Below are 21,403 nucleotides of genomic sequence, written 5' to 3'. Positions count from 1 at the left end.
ATTGCCACTTCTTGCCGCTCGCCGTTACAGTACGCACGTCCCCCCGCAGACCAACCCTAGGGTCCCCATTGTGTTTGTCGCCGCGAGTACCCAGTGCTACCCGGAGCTTACCCCCGAAGAGGTGACCGAACGGCTGGTCGACCTGCAGTTCACCGCCGTTGAGCTGGCGCTGCACGAGCGCGACGGCTGGCTGGCGCCCTCGGAGGTGCTTGAAGACCTCGACAAAGCGACCCACCAGTGCCGCCAGACGCACCGGCTGGATATCGCTGCCCTGTCGCTGGAGATCGAGGCCGAGGGGGAGGCGTTCTACGACACGTTTACCGCCTGTGCGAAGCTGGCCAAGGCGCTCAAGGTGGCCACGCTGGTGATCCCCTCCAGCGAGCTGGGCACGCCGTTCAACGAAGAGATTGAGCGGCTGCAGAAGATGGTGGCCATCGCGGAGTACGAGGGCTGCGTGGCGGCCCTGAAGACGCAGATCGGCCGCATGAGCCAGGACCCCGACAATGCCACCGTGTTCTGCGACCACGTCAAAGGGCTGCGCCTAACCCTCGACCCCAGCGCGTTTATCGCCGGCCCCCACCAGGGCAAGTCGTTCGACAAGGTGCTGCCCTACGTGCAGCACGTGCACCTGCGCGACACGTCGAAGGAGCACTTCCAGGTGCGCGTGGGCCAGGGCGAGGTCGACTACGGCAAGCTGATCCAGCAGCTCGCGGCGCTCAAGTACAACCGCGCCCTGAGCGTCCACATGCCCCCCATCGAGGGCTTCGACCACAACAGCGAGATGCGCAAAGTGCGGCTGCTGCTCGAGAGCCTGCTGTAGACGGTTCACCACTGAGCCACTGAGGGCACCGAGACGGACGGAGACGAAGGACGTTGCCCACGAATCGCTCGAATAGCAACGGATAATGGGCGATACGCGTTTTGATCCTTCGGCTTCTACCTCAAGACTGCCCGATTTGAATCTGTTGAAAACTCCTTCTTTCCTATTCGTTCCCCTCGCGCGAGTTCGTGGGCAACTTCTCCGTTCGTCCTCCGTGTTCTCTGCGACTCTGTGGTTAATTTCTTATGGAAGCTCCCGCCGCGCCGCGTTGGACCACGCTACCTGCTGTTGAGCGGCGTGTGTTGGGCGTGTTGATTGAGAAGGCGAAGACCACGCCCGACGCGTACCCGATGACGCTCAACAGCGCCCGCACCGGGTGCAACCAGAAGAGCAACCGCTCGCCGCAGATGGAGCTGGACGAGGAGCAGGTGTTCGACGCGCTCACCTCGCTCCGCAAGCGCGGCGTGGTGTCGCTCATCGAGGGCTCGGGGCGGGTCGATAAGTTCCGCCACCTGGCGTACGAGTGGCTCGCCGTCGACAAGCACGGCCTGGCCGTGATGGCCGAGCTGCTGCTCCGCGGCGCCCAGACCATGGGCGAGCTGCGCACCCGCGCCAGCCGGATGGAGAGCATCCGCGACCAGGACGCCCTGCGGCCTATCATCGAGGCGCTCCGCACCGCGAACCTGCTGGTGTTCATCGCCCGGCCGGGCCGCGCGGGGCTGGTGACGCACAACCTGTACGAGCCGCAAGAGCTGGAGCGCATCTGCCGCGACGAGGGGGGCACGGTCCGCCAGGGCGCCGCGGCGGACGACATCGACGACGCCCCCGCCAGCGCTGCGCCCTCAAGTGGTGCGGGCCACAGTTCGGCCCCCCCCAGCGCGCCGATGCGTCCCACGCACCAAGCCGAGCCCGAGAACGACGGGCTGCGCGAGCTGCTCCGCGAGCTGCAAACGCAGGTCGACGAGCTCCGCGGCCGCGTAGAAGACCTCGAGCAGCAGGTGCGGGGCTAATCCGTAGGGCAGGCCCCGCCCTACGGTTCGTGTCCCCAGCTTGGGCGATGGTGGGTAGACTGGGGGTTCACGCCCCCCGCTGACCCCTCGCCCCACGCGCATGATCGCTGAGTGGACCCGCCGCAACCTGATCTGGCTGCTGCTGGCGGTGTACGCGCTGGCGGCGCTCGTGCCGGGCCCCGGGGTGCGGATCAGCGGCTGGCGGTTTGTCGACCTGGTCCCCGCCAGCCTGCTGCCGGCGGCGATGCGGCCCGACCTCGATATCGGCGGCCCCGCGATGCTGCTAGTGGCCGTGCTGCTGTTTTGCGCCGCGGTTCAGGTGGACCCCGCCAGGCTGCGGACCGCCATGCAGCGGCCGCTGGCGATGGCCCTCTCGCTGGCGCTGGTGTGGATCGGCCCCGGGCTGGTGGTGCTGCTGGCCGGCTACACGGCGCCCGCGGTGCTCTCGGCGCCCGACGCGGCGGGCCTGCTGCTGGGGCTGGCGTTGGTGGCCGCGATGCCGGTCGCCAACAGCTCTGCCGGCTGGGCGCAGCAGTCCGGGGGCGACCTGGCGTGGAGCGTCGCGCTGGTGGTCCTCTCGCTGCTGGTGGGCGCGTGGTTCACGCCGCCGCTCTTACGATTGATGGGGATGAGCCTCAGCGCCACGCAGGAGGGCGCCGTTGAGACGCTCGTCCGCCACTTCTCTGGCTGGGCGTTCTTGGTGTGGGTGCTGGCGCCCACGCTGCTGGGGCTCGCCGTCCGCCGGCTGCTGGGGGCGAAGTTCATCGCCCACTCCCGCACCCTCTTCTCCGTCGCCTCGGCCGCCAGCCTGCTGGCGCTCAACTACATCAACGCCGCGCGGGTGCTGCCGCAGTTCCTCGCCGAGCCCAAGCCGGGCGTGCTGATCGCGGCGGTGGTGCTGAGCATCGCGGTGTGCGGCGTGGGGATCCTCGGCGCGGCGCTGGCCGCGTGGGTCTTCAAGCTCTCGGGCGAGACGCGCCTGGCGCTCGCCTTCGGCCTGAGCATGAAACACACCGGCCTGGCCCACGCCCTGGCCGCCCAAACCCCGGGGGACCAACCGCTAGCGATCTTGTTGATCGTGGTCGCGACGCTCACGCAGCACGTGGGGGCGGCGCTGCTGAGCCGCCGGAGGTAGGGCGGGTCGGCCTCCGCTGGTCCTTATTGAGCCGCTAGCGTCAGCGCCCGGAGTTTTCGAAAGTTCGCGCCCGCACTCGAAAGCTCCGGCGCCAGCCACCCATCTCCCGCCAAGACTTGGCTACCATACGCGAACTACCACCACCCAATCTCTTTTCCCGACAGCCACCCACCCGCGTAGAGCTACCCCTCATGAAAAACCACGTAGGATTGTTCGCAACCGTGCTGCTGATCGCCGCCGGCGCCCCCGCCGTGGTTTCCGCCGCGGACGCCGACGCAGAACTCGCCGCCCAGGTCGATCGGCTCGCGCAGCCCTACGCCGACAGCGGGACGGTGGTCGGCATGTCGGTCGGGGTCCGCAAGGGGGATCAGAGCGTGGTCCGCGGCTACGGGCGCTTCTCGGCGGACGATGCGCGGGCGCCCGATGGCAAAACGGTCTACGAGATCGGCTCGGTCTCCAAGGTGTTCACCAGCCTGCTGCTGGCGGACGCGGTCGCCAACAACCGGGTGTCGCTGGTCACGCCGGTCGACGAGCTGTTGCCGGCCGGGGTGGTGATGAAGCGGCGCGACGCGGCGCTCCCCATCCGGCTGTGGCACCTGGCGACGCACACCTCGGGGCTCCCCCGGCTCCCCGACAACCTCGACCCCAGCGACCCGAACAACCCGTACGCCGACTACGACGGCCGGCGCTTGGCCGCGTTCTTGGTTACGAATCAGCCACGCAAGAAGCCGGGCGAAGAGATGGCGTACTCCAACTTCGGCGCCGGCCTGCTGGGCGAGCTGCTGGCCCAAGAACAGAAGACCAGCTACGCGGCGCTGCTGGAGAGCCAGGTCGCGGCGCCGTTGGGGCTCACCGACACACGCATCAAGCTCAGCGACGACCAGCAGGCCCGCCTGGCGCCGCCCCACCTCGATGGCGGCCCCAAGGGCCACACGTGGGACCTGAACAAGCTGGCGGGCGCCGGCGGGATCCGCTCAACCACGGACGACATGCTGCGCTTCGCCGGCGCGCAGCTCCATCCCCCCGAGGGGAAACTGGGCCAGGCGATCGACCTCGCGTGGCAGGTGCACCAGAAGCCCATCGCCGAGGCCGACTTCGCGATGGGCCTGGGCTGGCACGTCGCCCGCGACGGCGACACCCGCTGGCACAACGGCCAAACCGGCGGCTACCACGCTGCGGTGTTCGTCAGCCGCAAGCACGACGCCGCGGCGGTGGTGCTCACGAACACCGCCACGGGCGAGGTCGACCAGCTCGCGGAGCAGCTCGTCCGCATGCTGGCGGGCGCAAGCGAGAAGCCGCGTAAGTTCGACAAGCGCGTTGTGGTGGCGCCGGAGACGATGGAGCGGTACGTCGGCAAGTACCAGATCCAGCCCGGCGCGGTGTTCACCGTGGCGGTCGAAGGGGACCAACTCATGGTCGGCCTCACCGGCCAGCAGATGCTGCCGGTTTACCCCCGCAGCGACACCAAGTGGTTTTACAAAGTGGTGGACGCAGAGCTAACGTTCAAGGTCGACCGCGCGGGCCGCTGCAACACGCTGGAGTTGTTTCAGAACGGCGTTCGGCAGACGGCCAAGCGGATCGAGTGAGGACGCCCATCGTAGCCAGACGCGTGAGCGAGGCGGCGACGCGGTCGCCGCTTCACCCTCGCTGATGCGTCGGGCTACGATTGCAGAGGAGAGCCTGGGTCGGTTGGACCATCCTTTGTGTTGAGGAGCTCAAGGTGGAGACACTACCAACGTTCATCGTGACCGGCGCCACTCAGGGGATCGGGCGGGCCGTGGCGACGGCCCTGTCGGCTCGGGGGCGCGCGGTTGTCGCCGTGGGGCGGTCGCAGGAGCGCCTCGCGTCGCTGCAGGCCCAGTGCGGGCCGCGTCTGACGGCCCTGGGCGCCGACCTGTCGACCGCGGCGGGCGTCGAGCGTGTCGCGGCGTGCCTGCCGCCTGCGGTAGAGGTCGCCGGCATCGTGCACGCCGCCGGCTCGCTCGTGCCGCTAGAGCCGTACGAGCGGATCGACCCAGACGCGCTGGCGGAGCACTTCCGGATCCACGTCGGCGCGCCGATTGCTTTGTACCAGGCTTTGAGTCGCGATCACGCGATTCGGCGGATGGCGTTCGTCGACAGCTATTCCGCCAGCGCCGTACGCATCGGCTGGTCCGCCTACTCAATCGTCAAGGCCGGCGCGCAAATGGCCGCTAGGTGCGCCCGCGAAGAGCTGGCCCGGACGCGCTCGTTCCGCGTGTTCCCCGGCGCGGTCAACACACAGATCGTGGCGACGGTGCTCGCGTCGCAGACCGAAACAGCCGCGGCTTTTGCGGGGATAATCGAGCGGGGCGAGCTGGCCGAGCCCGACGAGGCGGCGGGTTTCATCGTCTGGTTGCTGTTGGACGCCCCGGACGATTTGTTGAGCTCGCGTGACGCGTTCGACTACAACAACCCAGCAGACCGCGGGCTAAGCAGCCAACCCCACCCACCAGGGAAGCCCGACGCATAAGCGAGGCGGCGGCCCCGGAGGGGCGACGGCGCGTGGCGACCCGAAGCGCCGTCGCCCCTCCGGGGCTTTCCATCGGATGCGCGTGAGATGTCCAGGGGCTCGCGCCCCTGGCTATACGCCGCCGGCCCTCCGGGCCTGGGGGACGAATCATCGAATCTCCCCGAGCCGCGTAGCCTGGTAACATGGGTTCTCAGCGAAGCGGGAAACCACCCGCGGGGTAGCACACCGTACAAGCCGGAGACGAGATGATGCGACGCACGGCCTCGGCGATCCTTGATGGGCTAACCCTTTTCTGGGTCTTGCTAGTGGGGCCGTTCTGTTGGCTGCTGCGTGACGGACTTGGCCCCGACGCCGGAGAGAGCCAAGGCGTCGGCGCCGTCGTGCGGTTCCTGCTCACCTTCTATTGGGGGCCGGTCGCCGTAGCGCTGCTGGCCGCCCGCCTAGTTCTGCGAGGCCGATCCGGGCAGCCGGCGTCAGAGGCCAAGGCCGAAGCGGCGCCGTAACCACGCAGACCAAATTGTCCAACCAGGTTGTCTGCTTGCTCTCGCTCGACGATCCCCGAACCTCCCCGAGCCGCGCACGCCAGTAAGCGGCTCTCCGATCTTCCTTGAAAAAAGCGTGGGGCGCCCTGCGGGCGCCCCACGCTGATCTAATGCTTCATCTAATCCGCTGCCGGTGTACTTCGTACACCCTACGCGCTCACTCGGCGTCGGCCGGGATCTCGATGTCGATCTTTGGCGCCACGGCCGCCGGGGGGGCGGGGGCGTTCGGGTCGAACGCCGGGGCCTCGTTCTCGGCCGGCATGCCGAGCTGCTTACGCATCTCACGCAGCTCGGCCCGCATCCGCTCGAACTCCTGCTGCATGTCAGGGTCGCTCATCATCCCGCGGCGGGCGCCGCGGTTCTGGAAGATCTGCGGCAAGCGGTTCAGCAGGCCGTCGACGTCGACGTCTACGTTCACCGGGCCCTGGTTGGCGTCGCGCTTGGCGAGGATGCCGTCGACCGTCACCCGCACGTCGGCCGGCAGTTGCGCCAGCGCCTCGGGGACGTTGGGATCGAGGTCCCAGCTATCACCGTCGCGCTCGACTTGGACGCTCGTCTGGCCGTTCTGGGTTTCGATTTTTACCGAAGTGCCATCGACCACGTACTGCTCTACTCGCTGCTGCTGCACCATGGCGCCCGGGCCGAACAAGCGGAAGTGGAAGTTGTTCGGGCCGTCAATCGCCACGCCCGGCTCACGCGTCAACGGGCGCTCGGGCTGGTTGGGACGCGCCTCGGGGGTGACCGCCAGCGACATCTGCTTGCCGCCACGGATCACTTGCAGGTCGAACTGGCCACCCTCGACGCCGACCTCGGCCACCAGCCGGCTGAGGTCGTCCATCGAGCCGATGGCCGCTTCGCCCCCGTCCCCATTAGCGCTTCCGACGATGATGTCGAACGCCTTGACGCCCGCCTTCTCGGCGGGGCTGTCGGCCACCACCTCACGCACGATCACGCCGGTCCCTTCCAGGTTGAGCTGGGCCCGCAGCTCGGGGCTCACCTCGCCGCCGACGACCCCCAGCCAGTAGCGCGGCGCAGGCGCCGCGTCGGGGGCCACGAGCGTGGTGTCGGGCCGCGGCATCACGGGGACGCCGTCCGGGCCGACCTGAATCGTGTTGCCTTCAGCGCCCCCCACACGCACCCGCACCCCGGGGGCGTTCACACGGACGCCGTTGCCGCCCCCCGCGTCAACATCTACGGCGCCCGGACCGTTGTCGGGGCCCACCTCGACCTTGGCGCCGGGGGCGTCAACATTCACCTGCGCCAGGGCCGGCGCTACGCCGGCGGCGACCACCATGCCCAACAGGGCGCGACCAAAGATCACTCGCATCGTACGTCTCCTAAACAAAAAAGTGTGAAATGCTCCGAACACATGTTCGGGATAGCTTGCGCGTTCTCCCCTCCCCGGCAGGGGGAGGGGTCGGGGAAGGGGGTCGCATCGGGTACCCCTTCAACCATCTAATAACTTGCTCCTTGCTCTCTTCGGAGGCGGGCGGTTGCTCCGCCGCAAACCCCCTCCCCTAGCCCCCTCCCCCCGCGGGGCGAGGGGGACTTTGAACCACGAGGCGCCTCACAGCACTTCGTACGCCACCGGGGTGATCTGGGTGTCTTCCACCGGCACCACGAACGGCCGGCCCCCTTCGAGGTAGAGCGGCGCGTAACGCTGACGGGTGGTGAGGCGGTAACCGTTTTGTTCGAGGTCGCGGCGTAGGTCTTCCGAGACGGCCGATTGGAACTCCATGTCGTAGCGGTCGTTCAGCTCGGCCGCGTCGACCAGCGGGACCTGCACCGAGTGACGCTCCCCTTGGTTGTTGTGAAACCAAAGGGTGATGGATTCGTTGGCGTGAATGGGCGCTTGCGGCAGAGCTTCGACGGGGCGGAGCCCGTCGGCTATGGGTGAATCCGTGGTGGGCGCTCCGTCTGATTGCGCGACGGTGTTTGGGCTGGGGAACCACCCGTTGTTGGAAGTGACAAGCGCGGTCATTCCGATTCCGATCAGCAACCCCGCGGCGAGCGTGAGCCACGCAGCGTTTGGGGTGGTCCGCGGCGTCGGCTTGGGAGCGACCGCTGCGGGCGCCGTTGTTGGGGCCGCTGTTGGGGCCGCTACGAGCCCCTTCATCTGCCGGCCCAGCACCCGGGCTTCGACCATCGCCAGCGCGCAGCGGCGCCAGCCGTCGGGCGCGGCGTCGAGCGAGGCGAGCAGCGCCCGCTCTTCGATCGGCGTCAGCTCGCCATCGGCAAACCGGTCGAGCAGCGTGTCGGTGATAGGGAGGTTCATCGCCATTTCGTCATGGATTTGGTAAGTGGGCGACATCTACGAATGCGAAACGGCCAGCGACGGGTCGGCCGCTACCAGCACGCCTCGCAGCCGCTTGCGGGCCCGGTGCAGCCGGCCCTCGACGGCCGGCAGCCTCAGGCCCAGGTGGTCGGCAATTTGTTGGTAGCTCCAGTCCTGTGAGTACTTGAGCAGCAAGATCTCTGCGTCGCGGGTCGGCAGCCGGTCGAGGGCCGTCCGCACCAAAGTCCGTTGTTCTTGTTCCAGCAGCCAGTCGAGCGGGTCGGGCTGCTGGTCGTCGTGTTCGCTGAAGCCCTCGCGTTGCCAGTAACGGCCCACCCGCTTCCGCCGACGCCCCTCGCGTCTGCGGTGCTGCAGGGCCGTGACCACCGCCACGCGGTAGAGCCACGGGCCCAGCTTGGCGGGGTCGCGCAGCCGGGCGCCGTCGCGGGCGAGCGCCGTGGCTACTTCCTGCAGCGCCTCCTCGGCCGCGTGTGGGTCTCGTAACCTTGCTAGCAGCACCCCCCGCAGCCACGGGGCGTGCTGCGCAAACGCATCTGCCGGAATCAGGGCCGCGGCGGGTTGGGGGTCGCTGGTCGCCATGGCTGAAAGGATAGTTGCCGCCGCGGGGGGCGGCATGCGCGGAATCTTTGAGATTCTAGAAAAAGGGTGCGTAAGTGTGGTGATCAGCCCCGCAGCGGCGACCGGGCGCCCTGGAGCCGCCGTCGCCGCTGCGGGGCTCACTGAGCGCGACTACGCTTCGCAGTACAAACCCCCTCCCCTAGCCCCTCCCCCTGCGGGGGGAGGGGAATCTGGGTCGGCCTGCGGCCTCGGTCGCGGGCCGCATGATCTGTCGGGATGCTGGCGAGCGGAGTTGTATCGCGATACTATCGGGTTACCACAACAACTTACCTCTTCTCGGAGAGTGATTCATGCACGCTACCCACCAATCCCGCTGGTTCTACGCCGCGGCCGGCCTGATGGTTGGCGCCGTGCTGGGGATGAACCTGGCAGGCCTGTGGCCCCAGCAGAGGCTGCACGCGTCGGCGACCGAATCGGTCGACAACTTCACCGTCGCCACCGGGCTGGCGGGCGACGGGGTCGAGGCGCTGTACTTCCTCGACAAGCTGACCGGCGACCTCAAGGCGGCCGTCATCAACCCGAGGCCTGGGGGTCGCAACGCTTCGCCCAAGTTCACCAATTTCTACGAGTACAACATCACCAAAGACTTCGCGACCTCCGGCGGGGGCCGCGCCTCGAACTACATCATGATCACCGGCAACGCCGAGATCCCCCGCGGTTCGGCCGGCTTCCAGCTCGGCAGCAGCGTGATCTACGTGGTCGACGTCACCAGCGGCGAAGCGGCCGCCTACGCCCTGCCGTTCAACACGACCCAGTTTTCCTCGGGCAAGCCGTTCATGGGCACCTTTGTGCCGCTCGATAAGGTGAAGTTGCGGACCGCCTTTGTGCGGGAGTAGCACGGGGCGGTGGTTGGTGAGTGGTGAATAGTGAGTGGTGAATAGTGAGTGGCCGCTGTTCGGCGGCCCCTTCTTTGGCGACACCTGCTTCGGCAACCGGCATGATTCAGATCGAGGTCAACGGCGAGCCGCGCGAGGCGCCCGAAGGCGCCTCCGTGAGCGACCTGCTAGAGCTGCTAGAGATCCGCGTGAAGCACGTCGCGGTCGAGCGGAACCTAGCGGTCGTGCCGCGGGCCCTGCACGCCCAGACGCTGCTCGCCCCCGGCGACCGCCTAGAGGTGGTCACGCTGGTCGGCGGCGGCTAGCGCACCCCGGGCGATCCGCCCGAGCAGCACGCGTCACGAATCGCCAAGAATGCGGTAGCAAATAGCCACGCGCGGCCCGACAATACCGGGTTGCGTAGCGTTATCGCAGGAGCGTGGGCGGCTGGCTTCTACCGCGCCGTTTGCAGCGCCCAGAGGCGACGGCGCCCCCCTTTCGACTGGTTTGAAGACGACCAACCCACGTGCGCGACTTTTGTCCCCGAGGTGTCCACTTGAGCCCCGATGTGTCCACCCCAGCGATCCTAGCAGCACCAAAGGTCCCCTCGGCGGCGCTGCCTAACTCGCCAAAACCGCCCAGGCCGCGGTAAGCTGCCGGTCGAGGGGGGGTTTTGTCCGAAAATCACTCCCCCCAGCGACGGACAAAAGGACAATTCCTATTCCCGCAGCCGCCACCCCGATTCTTGCTCCCGCTATGCCCGACCCGCTCCGCATCGGCCGTCACACGCTCAGCAGTCGGCTGATCGTCGGCACCGGAAAGTACGCCACGCACGCCCAGATGCAGCAGGCCCTGGAGCGCAGCGGGACCGACTGTGTGACCGTGGCCGTACGCCGCGAGCGGCTGATCGACGCCCAGGGGCGGAACCTGCTCGACTTCATCGACACCAGCCGCTACACGCTGCTGCCCAACACGGCCGGCTGCTTCAACGCCGAAGACGCGGTGCGCGTGGCGCGGCTGGGACGCGAGCTGCTGAGCGGGCTGGAGAACCCGGGCGCCGACTGGGTGAAGCTGGAGTGCCTGGCCGACAAGCGGACGCTGCTGCCCGACCCGATCGAGACGGTCAAAGCGACCGAGCAACTAGTGGCGGACGGTTTCGAGGTGTTGGTGTACACCTCCGACGACCCGATCGTGGCCCGCCGGCTGAAGAACGCCGGCGCGGCGAGCGTGATGCCGGCCGGCAGCCCGATCGGCTCTGGCCAGGGGGTGCTCAACGCGAACAACATCCGCATCTGCCTGGAGTACTTGAAGGAAGGAGACCCGGAGTACCCGGTGATCGTAGACGCCGGCGTGGGCGCCGCCAGCGACGTTGCCGCCGCGATGGAGCTGGGCGTAGACGGCGTGCTGCTGAACACCGCGATCGCGCACGCCAAGGACCCGCTGCGGATGGCCGACGCGATGCGGCTGGCGTGCGAAGCCGGCCGGCTGAGCTGGCAGAGCGGCCGGATCCCGAAGCGGCTGTACGCGACCGCGAGCAGCCCGGACGAGGGGGTGATTACGTGGCAGCCGGCGGGTTAACAGCGGTCAGCAGTCAGCTTTCAGCCGTCAGCTTTGAGTTCTCGATTCAGCATGAAGCAATCGCTGATCGCTGAAAGCTGATCGCTGACGGCTTCTTAAGGTCAGTCATGGACGCAACCAAACCGCTCACCTCCCGCGACATCCTCGGACCCGAGGGGGCGATTGCGCGTCGGCTCCCCGGGTACGAGGACCGCCCCGAGCAGCTAGCGATGGCCGAGGGGGTGGCGGACGCGATCCGCCGCCAGCGACATCTGGTGGTCGAGGCGGGCACCGGCGTCGGCAAGAGCTTTGCGTACCTGGTGCCGGCGATCCTGGCCGCGACCCAGACGCGGACCAACCACCAGGGGGTCACCCTGCCGCAGCGGCGGGTGGTGGTGTCGACGCAAACGATCTCGCTGCAAGAACAACTGTTGGCCAAGGACCTGCCGCTGCTGCGGGCGGTGATCCCGCAAGAGTTTACCGCGGTGCTGGCCAAGGGGCGGCGGAACTACGTGAGCCTCCGCCGGCTGCACGCGGCGATGGGCCGTGCGGGGTCGTTGTTCGCACAAGACGAGCAGGTGGCGGAGCTGCGCCAGTTGATGGCGTGGTCGAAGGAGACCGGCGACGGCTCGATCGCCGACCTGCCGGGGCGGCCGTCGCCCACCGTGTGGGACGAGGCCGCCAGCGACAGCAGCAACTGCCTGGGGCGCCGCTGCCCGACCTACAAAGACTGCTTCTACTACGCCGCCCGCCGGCGGATGCAGAACGCGCAGATCCTAGTGGTGAACCATGCGCTATTGTTCAGCGACATCGCGCTCCGCCGGCAAGGGGTGAGCCTGCTGCCCGACTACGACATCGTGGTGCTGGACGAGGCGCACACCGTGGAGCAGGTGGCCGGCGACCACCTGGGGCTGAAGGTCACCAGCGGGCAGGTAGAGTTCGTACTGTCGCGGCTCTACAACGACCGCACCCAGAAGGGGCTGCTGGTGGGGCGGGGGTTCGACAGCGCGTTGCGGGAGGTCGACCGCTGCCGCAACCAAGCCGATGAGTTCTTTGGCGAGCTGTGGGAATGGGGGGTCCGCCACGGCCCCGAGAACGGCCGCGTACAAGAAGCCAAGGTCGTGGCGAACGAGCTCAGCCCGGCGCTGGGGGTGCTGGCCCGCGCGCTCAAGGCCGCCGCGAGCACGATCAAGGACGAGGTCGACCGGCAAGACTTCGTCTCGGCGCACGACCGCGTGCTGTCGTTGGCGGGCGACGTCGAGGCGTGGCGGACCCAGAGCGAGCGGGGCAGTTGCTACTGGATGCAATCGACGCCGGGCCGCCGCGGGGCGCCGCGCATCGAGCTGGGCGCGGCGCCGATCGACCTGGGGCCGGCGCTGCGCGAGCAGTTGTTCGACCAGGTGTCGACGGTGATCCTGACCAGCGCCACGCTGTCGGTCGGGCAGAGCGGGTCTGTCGATTTCTTCAAGTCGCGCGTGGGGCTGACGCAGTGCGAGAGCCTGCAGCTAGGGAGCCCCTTCAACTACCAAGAGCAGGCCCGGCTGGTGACGCTGCGCGGGATGCCCGACCCGGTCACCGACCGTCAGGGGTTCGAGCGGCGATCGCTGGAGGTGATCCAGCGGCACGTCTCCCACACCGACGGCCGGGCGTTCGTGCTGTTCACCAGCTACGACCAGCTGCGTCGCGCCGCGGCGGGGCTGGCCGGCTTCGCGGCGGCGTGGAACCTGCGGATCCTGAGCCAAGCCGACGGGACGCCGCGTACGCAGATGATCGACGAGTTCAAGGCGAACCCGCGGAGCATCCTGCTGGGTACCGACAGCTTCTGGCAAGGAGTAGACGTGCCGGGCGACGCGCTGCAACTGGTGATCATCGCCAAGCTGCCGTTCAGCGTCCCCGACCGCCCGCTGCTAGAATCGCGGCTAGAAGCGATCCGCGCGGCCGGCGGGAACCCGTTCCGCGACTACCAGCTCCCCGAGGCGGTGCTGAAGTTCAAGCAGGGGTTCGGCCGGCTGATCCGGGCAAAGAGCGACACCGGGACGGTGGTGTGCCTCGACCCGCGTATCGAGACCAAGTACTACGGGAAGCTGTTCATTGAAAGCCTGCCCAACTGCCGGCGGGAGGTGGAACAGGCGTAACCGCTATGACGATGACGCCGGTTGCGCTGCCTGCGTAGCCCTCCGGGGGTGATAGCGGTCAAAGACCCTTCGCTTGTAGGCGGATCCACCCGCAGATGGCTTGGACGCCCCGAACTTGCGGGCTAAGGTACAAGAGCCTCGAGGTCCGCACCGTCGCGTGCGTCGCGTCCGAGCGGAACCGTGAAAGCTTGCTATGCAGTCCGAACTCTATCCCCCGTTCCTGGCGGTCACGGCGCTAAGCCTGGCGGGGTTACTGCGCTTCCCGAAAGCGTTTATCGACCTGCTCAGGCCGCGGTTCGTGATCCCGGGGTTGGTGTGGGTCAGCACGGCCGGCAACGCGATCAACTATCAGCCGCACGGGCTCACCGTCATCGCGAGCGCCTACGACGAACACGCCGTAATGGCGTTGTGGTTCGTGGCGGTGTGTCTGGCGGTGTTCTGGATAGGGTACGTCACGCCGATTGGCAAGTGGATCGGCGAGGCCTCGCCGGAGTTAACGTTCCACTGGAACACCGGGGCGACGTCGTTCTTTATTGCGACATTGTTCTGCGCTACGCTGGTGCTCATCAATCCGTTCGTGGCTGGGTATTTCGGCCCGGTTGGCCGGATCATCAGCCGCTTCTCAATGGCGTGCGTGTTCGGCGGACCCGCGGCGCTCGGGCTCTACCTGGGGTCGAACCCCAGGGTCGGCCTAATGCGGATGCTCTTCGCCGTGGCCTCGATCGCGGTGTTTACAACCCCTCTCATGGCCAGCTTTAGCCGCGGCACCGGGCTGCCGCTGCTGGTGTGCTTTGTCTCGTTTAGCTTCGCGCGGCAACGCATCCGCGTGGTTCCGGCGATCTTGTGCCTAGCGCTGGCGGCATACTTGGGGATGATGGGGCTCAGCGGCCGCGGCGCTGCGGGGGGCCACTACGCAGGGGCCCTCGCGTATCTGAAGTACATCGCCGCCCACCCCATCCCTTCGTTCTCTGGAGCCAGCTCGTCCGGCGTCTTGCTGCACGACTCGCTGACGCCGCTGTGCGTCGCCATGGAGTCGCGAGAGCAGCAGTCAACGCTCACCGGAACGCTTTCGCCGCGTGACTGGTTGCTCAACCAGCTCCCTGTGCCGCGCTCGTTCGGGCTGCCCGACTGGAACGTAAACCTGGGTAAGTTCGTGAGCGGAACGACACGCACGAGCTGGGGCTACACCATGAGTAGCATCGGCGACTTGTACCTCCACTTCGGGAGCCTGGGGTCGATCGGGTTTCTGTTCATGGGCATCTTTTACCGGTTCGTCGGCACGGTGACCTTCCGCAATAACCTGCAGTGGCAGGCCCATACGGTCGACTGGTACTCGTTGCTGCTGCTGGCTTCCTACTACGCGTTTGTGTTGGGCTTGTACAATACCTACCGCGGATGGCTTACGCTGTGCCTTTACGCGCTCTACGCCCTGTTCGGCATCTTCCTGGTTCGTTTGGTGCTGGGAGGCAAGTCGTAAGCGCTCCGCCACTCACCTTGCCCAACTAGGAGCAGCCCTCATGGCCGAGGCGATTTTTGTAAACGGCGGGAACGAAGCCACCGTCAACGCCGCGCTCGCCCGCGCCGCCAGCAGCATCGTGGCGATCTCTCCCAACCAGGGGGGGTACACCTGGAGCCACCAGATCCCGCCGGTGATCGTGGCGGGCAGCTTCGACCTGTCGGGCCCCGTCCGCATGCCGGCCAGCTCGCGCCTGCTCGCCGAGGGCGCCGTCTTCAAGTGCGGGTCGCTCGCCAGCACCACATTCGCTATCGAGGGGCAGGGCTGGCGGTCGGAGATCTCCGGCTCGCTGACCATCGCCGACGCCCCCAACGGCGTCCGCTGGAACACCGGCGACCTCGGCAACAACCTCACTATGGGCTCTTCGCTCATTTCCGGGGTCCACTTCGCCGGCGTCCGCGGCACGGCCGTCGATATCCAGTGCCGGTCGTCGGTTGTCGTCGTTGAGCGCTGCGTCTTCGACAAGGTCGACAAGATCGCCCACAGCCGGATGTGCGACCAGCTCACCATCCGCGACTGCTTCTGCAGGCCCACCGGCACGGCCGGCGTGACGCCGATCACCACCTCCTGGGGGAGGCTGATGGTCGACGGCGGCATCTTCACCCCCGCCGCAAACGCACGCACCCAGGCCTCGCTCGCGTGGATCGAGCTCGAAGCCGCCGGCGACCGCCAAGAACAAATGGTGCTGGTCCGCGGCGCCCGCTTCGGCGGCGAGTACGGCGGCATGGCCGTGGTGCTCAACCGCTGCCCGCCGCGCACCTCGTTCCCCTCCGCCCCGGGGGTCAGCATCACGCTGCGAGACGTCCACGCCAGCAACACCCCGTCCGCCGACGAGTACGCGGCCGACCCCCCCATCGGCGCGCCGCTCGTGCTGCTGGCGGAGCTCCCCAACAGCCTGGTGATCGACGGCTGTATCGGCATGGTTCGCCCCAAACATCTGGTAGACTTCCTCCCCTGGGTCGACGGCCCGGCGCTCGCCGCCGGAATGAGCGCCACCGGCCTGAACAACCGCTGCATCCTTCAGCTCCAACGCGGCGCCACCATCACGCCGGGGGAAGAAGCCCCCGAGGTGCTGCGGCCGTTTGTCGTTGGCCCGGCCGCCCAACCCGTCGGACCAGCCCGGCCACTCCCTGCCCAATAACCTCCGCCCGCCATGCTCGCCAAACGCGTCATCCCCTGCCTCGACGTCGACCGCGGCCGCGTGGTCAAGGGAACCAACTTCGTCAACCTGGTCGACGCGGGCGACCCGGTGCAGGTGGCCCAGCGGTACGAGGCCGAGGGCGCCGACGAGCTGGTGTTCCTCGACATCACCGCCAGCCACGAGAGCCGCGACATCACCGCAGACATGGTCCGCCGCGTCGCCGAGCAGGTGTTCATGCCGCTCACCGTCGGGGGCGGCATCCGCACGCTCGAAGACGCCCGCCGGCTGATCCAGGCGGGCGCCGAGAAGGTCAGCCTCAACTCGTCCGCCGTGCGCACGCCGGAGCTGGTCACCCAGATCAGCCGAGCCTTCGGCTCCTGCGCCACCGTCGTGAACATCGACCCCAAACGGGTCCGCGAGAACGGCGTTGAGCGCTGGGAGGTCTTCATCAGCGGCGGTCGTATCCCCACGGGCCTCGAGGCGGTCGCCTGGGCGCGCGAGGCAGAGCGGCTCGGCGCCGGGGAGATCGTGCTGACTTGCATGGACGCCGACGGCACCAAGGACGGGTACGACCTGGAGATCACCCGCGCCGTCGCCGAGGCGGTCGGCATCCCCGTGGTCGCCAGCGGCGGCGCGGGGCGCCCGGAGCACCTGGCAGACGCGATCCTGATCGGCAAGGCCGACGCCGCCCTGGCGGCCAGCATCTTCCACTTCGGCGAGTACACCATCGCCGAGACCAAACGCGTCATGGCCGGGCGCGGCGTGCCGGTGCGGATGGTCGTCTGACCCGCCGGCCACCGCGCCGCGTCCCCCGCCGCCCCCCCACCGACGACGCCGCCGGCGACGCTGCCGCCGCTGGGCGACTTTTGTCCTTTTGTCCGCTCTCCTGAAAATCGAAAATCGGACAAAACCCCCCCGGGTCGTCGTAAGTCCTTTGCCGACGTCGCCCGGCCCGCGGCCCCACCCCCCAGAAGGGGCGCTCCAAGGCCCCGCCGAGCCGGCCCAGCGGACAAAATCCCCCCCCAATCGGACACCTGCTGGGGGTCGCTCCGGTCCGGGCAAGCATCGGGAACAACAAGAATCAAGGCGCTCCTCCGTCTTCGTCGTCCGCCGTGGCCCGCGAGCCGCGCCCAGCGGACACCTGAGGGACAAAAATAGGCGCACCCGCTGGCCGCCCCGCCCGCCGCGCAGACCCCGGGCGCCCCGCCCCCCGGCTGTGTACCGTGGGGGGTCCGCACCCGCCCCCAATTCTCTCCGACCGGGTGGCTATTTGCGAGCCAAAAACGCCCCCGACGCCCCAGCCGTGGGCAGCTTAGATCGATGCAAAATCAACTCCTGCATTTGGCCGAAGGCCTTCGTCACCGTAGCCTACGGCAACGGCGGGAAGCCCGGCGGGGGGCGACCAGTCTCGGGAGAAGCGGGTGAGTCCAACAGACACGATGTGAAACTCCTCCGCTCCGCATCCCGCTAGTACCCCCAATAAATCCAATAGACCAGCAGCGCTACGAGCAAAATCGTGACGATCGAAATGCCCTTTCCTCGATTTGATCCGAACATACCAGTGTTCTCCCAGAGAGTGGCTGTTGCTTTCACCGTGGCGCCGGCTCACTGATTGGTTGCAAAGCGACCAGCGCCGGCGGCTGGCTGTCGTGTGTGCGAATCGGGGGCCAAACCGGAGAGCGGGCGGCCAAAAACTCGCGCAACCGCTAGGACCACGACGCCTCCCCTGCAGGCGAACGGGGTCACCCGCCGGTGGGGCCTGCCGCGGGCTTTGCCGCCCAAGTACCTTTGTGGGCTTGGTGGGTAGGCTCCTCTGGGTTGACGTCGAGATGCAAGCAGACGCGTTTATCGAGCGCTGGGCGCCCTCGGGCGGCTCTGAACGCGCCAACTACCAGAGCTTCCTCAACGAGCTGTGCGACCTGCTGGGAGTCCCCCACCCCGACCCGGCAAAAGCCGAGAACCAGCAGAACGCCTACGTCTTCGAGCGCGCCGTCACGTTCGACAACCGCGACGGCACGCAGAGCACCGGCTTTGTCGACCTGTACAAGCGCGGTGCGTTTGTCTGTGAGACCAAGCAGGGGGTCGAAGCCGGGCAGCAGGGGCAGTTGCTCTCCGAGCGCCAGCAGAAGGCGCAGGCGAAACGCAAGAGCGGCCACGGCCTACGCGGCACAAGCGCCTACGAGAACGCCATGCAGCGGGCCGTCGGCCAAGCAGAACGCTACGCCCGCAGCCTGCCGCCGGACGAGGGCCGGCCCCCGTTCTTGCTGGTTGTGGATGTCGGCCACTCGCTGCGGCTGTACAGCGAGTTCAGCCAGACCGGCGGCGCGTACGTGCCGTTCCCCGACCCGCGTTCGCACACCATCAAGCTGGCGGACCTCGAACAGGAAGAAGTCCGTGAGCGGCTGCGGCTGGTCTGGACCGACCCGCTGGCGCTCGACCCCGCGCGGCAGAGCGCCAAGGTCACCCGCGCCATCGCGGACAAGCTGGCCAAGCTCGCCAAGAGCCTGGAAGCGGCCGGGCACGACCCGCAGGACGTGGCCCACTTCTTGATGCGGTGCTTGTTCACGATGTTCGCCGAGGACGTTGAGCTGCTCCCCAAGCACGCCTTCCGCGACCTGCTGCGGGGGCTCGAATCGCCCAAGCACTTTAGGCCCGTGGTCGAAGAGCTGTGGCGCACCATGGACCGCGGCGGGTTCAGCACCCTGCTGCGCAAGGACCTGCTGTACTTCAACGGCGGCCTGTTCCACGCCCCCACCGCGATCGACGTCACCCGCGACGAGCTCGATCTGCTGATCGAGGGCGCCGAGCAAGACTGGCGCGATGTCGAACCGGCCATCTTCGGCACGCTGCTCGAACGGGCTCTCGACCCGGTAGAACGGCACAAGCTGGGCGCCCACTACACGCCGCGTGCGTACGTCGAGCGGCTGGTGGTGCCGACCGTCGTCGAGCCGCTCCGCGACGAGTGGGCCGCCGCGCGGGCCGCGGCGATGACGCTGGAAGCCGAGGGGGACACGGCCGGGGCGGTCGCCGAGCTGCGTCGTTACCACGACCGGCTGTGCGAGGTCCGCGTGCTCGACCCCGCGTGCGGCAGCGGCAACTTTTTGTACGTGACGCTGGAGCACCTCAAGCGGATCGAAGGGGAAGTGATCGCGGCCCTTGAAGCGTTGGGGCAGACGCAAACGATGCTCGAAGGGGGGCACACGGTCGATCCGCACCAACTGCTGGGGATCGAGATCAACCCCCGCGCCGCGGCCATTGCGGAACTGGTGCTGTGGATCGGCTACTTGCAGTGGCACTTCCGCACGCGGGGCAAGGTCGACCCGCCGCAGCCGGTGATCCAGAACTTCAAGAACATCGAGTGCCGCGACGCGGTGCTCGACTGGAGCAGCCGCGAGATTGTGCTGGACGACGCCGGCAAGCCGGTGACGATCTGGGACGGCCGGACCACCAAGCCCCACCCGGTGACAGGGCTCGAAGTGCCAGACGAGTCGGCCCGGCTGCCGATGTACCGCTACTTGAACCCGAAGAAGGCAGAGTGGCCGGAGGCGGATTTTGTGGTGGGAAACCCGCCGTTTATTGGCGCAAGCAAGATGCGTCACGACTTGGGAGATGGTTACGTTGACGCGATCCGTTCGACCTACGACGAGTTACCGGAGTCCTGCGACTACGTAATGTACTGGTGGCATAAGGCGGCCGTCTCACTTCGGAATCACGAATCTGTTCGATTCGGATTCATTACGACGAATAGCATACGCCAGACTTTCAACCGCCGGGTGCTTCAACTCCATCTAGAAACCGATGCTAAGTGTGAGTTGGCGTTTGTCATCCCGGACCATCCTTGGGTTGACTCCACGGATGGTGCTGCCGTGCGAATCGGGATGACAGTCGCAGGGAAACCCGCAGGCAAAGGTATCCTCGTTCGCGTCGTCTCGGAATCATCGCGCGCAGATGGCTCTAGCGCGATCGAACTCGAACAGACTGAGGGATTCATTTCCGCCGCATTGCGAATAGGAGCTCGCATCGATCAGACTGCTCCTTTGAAGGCCAATCACTCCATTAGCAATACAGGCGTCAAGCTTCATGGATCGGGCTTCCTCGTAACCCGCGAGAAGGCATCGGAACTTGGATTGGGCAGCGTTTCGGAACTGGAATGGCGAATTCGCGAGTACCGCCATGGTCGTGATCTTTCTCAGGTGTCGCGAAATCTGCTCGTCATAGATCTTCATGAGCTGTCGCAAGAAGCAGTGAGGGACCGTTTCCCAGCCGTTTATCAGCATGTCGTTGACAACGTGAAGCCGGAGCGCGACCAGAACAACGAAAAGTACAGGCGAGAAAACTGGTGGCTCTTTGGTCGGAAGAACACTGAACTGCGCAACTCGCTCCGCGGCCTGGAGCGTTTTATCGCGACTCCAGAGACGGCCAAGCATCGATACTTCGTCTTTCTTGACGGCCGCATTCTTCCGGACAATATGCTAATCAATGTGGGATTGGACGACGCCTATGCGTTGGGTGTCCTTTCATCGCGTCCGCATACTACCTGGTCGCTAGCTTCAGGAGGTCGGATGGGCGTTGGAAATGATCCACGCTACAACAAGACGCGCTGCTTTGAGACCTTTCCCTTCCCCGAGGCGATCGACGCTCAAAAATCGCGCATCCGCGAGCTCGGCGAGCAGCTCGACGCGCACCGCAAACGCCAGCAGGCCGCGCACCCCTCGCTGACGATGACCGGCATGTACAACGTGCTAGAGAAGCTCCGCAGCGGCGAGACGCTCAACCCCAAGGAACGCACCATCCACGAGCAGGGGCTGGTCGCGGTGCTCAAGCAAAACCACGACGACCTGGACGCCGCGGTGGCCGAGGCGTACGGCTGGCCGGTCGACCTGTCCGACGAAGAGATCTTGGAGCGGCTGGTGGCGCTCAACCACGAGCGGGCCGAGGAAGAACGCCGCGGGCTGGTGCGGTGGCTACGCCCCGAGTTTCAGAACCCCAGCGGCGAGTCGCAGCAGGGGATGGCGGTTGGGGAGGATGCGGCCGCGCCGAAACGTGGGTCGGCGGCTGCTGGGGCTGCGAAGCTCAAGAAGCTCGCCTGGCCCAAGACGCTCAGCGAGCAGGCCGCCGCGGTGGGGCAGGCGCTGGGGACGCTGTCGGGCCCGGCGACCGCGGCCGACGTGTCGAAACGGTTCACCCGCGCCAACAAAGAGCGCGTCGCGGAGCTGCTAGAGACCCTCGCCGCGCTGGGCCGAGCCCGCCGCCTCGAAGACGGCCGCTACGCGGCGTAGGCCCGGCCGACATGGCCGCGCTCGCCTGGCCATGCGACTCACCCGAGG

At 67.3% G+C, this 21,403-nt stretch carries 17 protein-coding genes; 14 read left to right on the top strand and 3 right to left on the bottom strand.

Going from position 1 to position 21,403, the window contains the following annotated elements; translation table 11 throughout:
- The first annotated feature begins 70 nt into the window (after window positions 1-70).
- The 6 genes from Pla175_RS01085 to Pla175_RS01060 all read left to right on the top strand — a co-directional run bounded on the left by Pla175_RS01085 (window position 71) and on the right by Pla175_RS01060 (window position 5,959).
- Window positions 71-820, top strand: coding sequence for a sugar phosphate isomerase/epimerase family protein (locus Pla175_RS01085; protein ID WP_145280472.1), 750 nt, complete (start codon window positions 71-73; stop codon window positions 818-820).
- A 245-nt stretch (window positions 821-1,065) separates the two neighbouring features.
- Window positions 1,066-1,830 (top strand): DUF480 domain-containing protein, encoded by a 765-nt coding sequence (locus tag Pla175_RS01080; RefSeq protein ID WP_145280470.1) that lies wholly within the window; start codon window positions 1,066-1,068, stop codon window positions 1,828-1,830.
- Between the two features lie 100 nt (window positions 1,831-1,930).
- Complete coding sequence (locus tag Pla175_RS01075) at window positions 1,931-2,965, top strand: bile acid:sodium symporter (RefSeq protein WP_145280468.1); 1,035 nt, start codon at window positions 1,931-1,933, stop codon at window positions 2,963-2,965.
- A 191-nt stretch (window positions 2,966-3,156) separates the two neighbouring features.
- Entirely contained in the window at window positions 3,157-4,551 is a 1,395-nt protein-coding gene (locus Pla175_RS01070) for a serine hydrolase (protein WP_145280467.1), read from the top strand.
- 134 nt (window positions 4,552-4,685) lie between these two features.
- Window positions 4,686-5,456 (top strand): SDR family NAD(P)-dependent oxidoreductase, encoded by a 771-nt coding sequence (locus Pla175_RS01065; protein WP_145280465.1) that lies wholly within the window; start codon window positions 4,686-4,688, stop codon window positions 5,454-5,456.
- 245 nt (window positions 5,457-5,701) lie between these two features.
- Window positions 5,702-5,959 carry a hypothetical protein gene (locus Pla175_RS01060; protein ID WP_145280462.1) on the top strand — a complete coding sequence of 86 codons (258 nt, stop codon included), beginning with the start codon at window positions 5,702-5,704 and terminating at the stop codon, window positions 5,957-5,959.
- A 196-nt stretch (window positions 5,960-6,155) separates the two neighbouring features.
- Here Pla175_RS01060 and Pla175_RS01055 read toward each other — a convergent pair whose 3' ends face one another.
- The 3 genes from Pla175_RS01055 to Pla175_RS01045 form a co-directional block, all read right to left on the bottom strand.
- The gene (locus Pla175_RS01055) at window positions 6,156-7,325 is read right to left on the bottom strand and encodes a PDZ domain-containing protein (protein ID WP_145280460.1); all 1,170 of its coding nucleotides are present in this window, start codon (window positions 7,323-7,325) and stop codon (window positions 6,156-6,158) included.
- A 240-nt stretch (window positions 7,326-7,565) separates the two neighbouring features.
- Complete coding sequence (locus Pla175_RS01050; RefSeq protein WP_145280458.1) at window positions 7,566-8,273, bottom strand: hypothetical protein; 708 nt, start codon at window positions 8,271-8,273, stop codon at window positions 7,566-7,568.
- A 36-nt stretch (window positions 8,274-8,309) separates the two neighbouring features.
- Window positions 8,310-8,909, bottom strand: a complete 600-nt coding sequence (locus tag Pla175_RS01045; protein ID WP_231954105.1) for an RNA polymerase sigma factor — start codon at window positions 8,907-8,909, stop codon at window positions 8,310-8,312.
- Window positions 8,910-9,202: 293 nt separating this feature from the next.
- Between Pla175_RS01045 and Pla175_RS01040 the strand changes: the two genes are divergently transcribed.
- From Pla175_RS01040 to Pla175_RS01005, 8 genes are all read left to right on the top strand, one after another.
- Window positions 9,203-9,748: a hypothetical protein gene (locus Pla175_RS01040; protein ID WP_145280456.1), complete on the top strand. Its 546-nt coding sequence runs from the start codon at window positions 9,203-9,205 to the stop codon at window positions 9,746-9,748.
- A 101-nt stretch (window positions 9,749-9,849) separates the two neighbouring features.
- Window positions 9,850-10,053 (top strand): sulfur carrier protein ThiS, encoded by a 204-nt coding sequence (thiS, locus tag Pla175_RS01035; RefSeq protein WP_197527183.1) that lies wholly within the window; start codon window positions 9,850-9,852, stop codon window positions 10,051-10,053.
- Between the two features lie 430 nt (window positions 10,054-10,483).
- The gene (locus Pla175_RS01030; protein WP_145280454.1) at window positions 10,484-11,305 is read left to right on the top strand and encodes a thiazole synthase; all 822 of its coding nucleotides are present in this window, start codon (window positions 10,484-10,486) and stop codon (window positions 11,303-11,305) included.
- 107 nt (window positions 11,306-11,412) lie between these two features.
- Window positions 11,413-13,419: an ATP-dependent DNA helicase gene (locus tag Pla175_RS01025; protein ID WP_145280452.1), complete on the top strand. Its 2,007-nt coding sequence runs from the start codon at window positions 11,413-11,415 to the stop codon at window positions 13,417-13,419.
- Window positions 13,420-13,612: 193 nt separating this feature from the next.
- The gene (locus tag Pla175_RS01020) at window positions 13,613-14,896 is read left to right on the top strand and encodes a hypothetical protein (protein ID WP_145280450.1); all 1,284 of its coding nucleotides are present in this window, start codon (window positions 13,613-13,615) and stop codon (window positions 14,894-14,896) included.
- 40 nt (window positions 14,897-14,936) lie between these two features.
- Window positions 14,937-16,076, top strand: a complete 1,140-nt coding sequence (locus tag Pla175_RS01015; protein ID WP_145280448.1) for a hypothetical protein — start codon at window positions 14,937-14,939, stop codon at window positions 16,074-16,076.
- Between the two features lie 12 nt (window positions 16,077-16,088).
- Entirely contained in the window at window positions 16,089-16,862 is a 774-nt protein-coding gene (gene hisF / locus Pla175_RS01010) for an imidazole glycerol phosphate synthase subunit HisF (protein WP_145280446.1), read from the top strand.
- A gap of 1,043 nt (window positions 16,863-17,905) precedes the next feature.
- The gene (locus tag Pla175_RS01005) at window positions 17,906-21,355 is read left to right on the top strand and encodes a class I SAM-dependent DNA methyltransferase (RefSeq protein ID WP_145280444.1); all 3,450 of its coding nucleotides are present in this window, start codon (window positions 17,906-17,908) and stop codon (window positions 21,353-21,355) included.
- The last annotated feature ends 48 nt before the right edge of the window (window positions 21,356-21,403 follow it).

The organism is Pirellulimonas nuda (assembly GCF_007750855.1).
GTDB lineage: Bacteria > Planctomycetota > Planctomycetia > Pirellulales > Lacipirellulaceae > Pirellulimonas > Pirellulimonas nuda.
The sequence above is the reverse complement of the archived record's forward strand: the minus strand, read 5'-3'. Positions and strand labels throughout refer to the sequence as shown.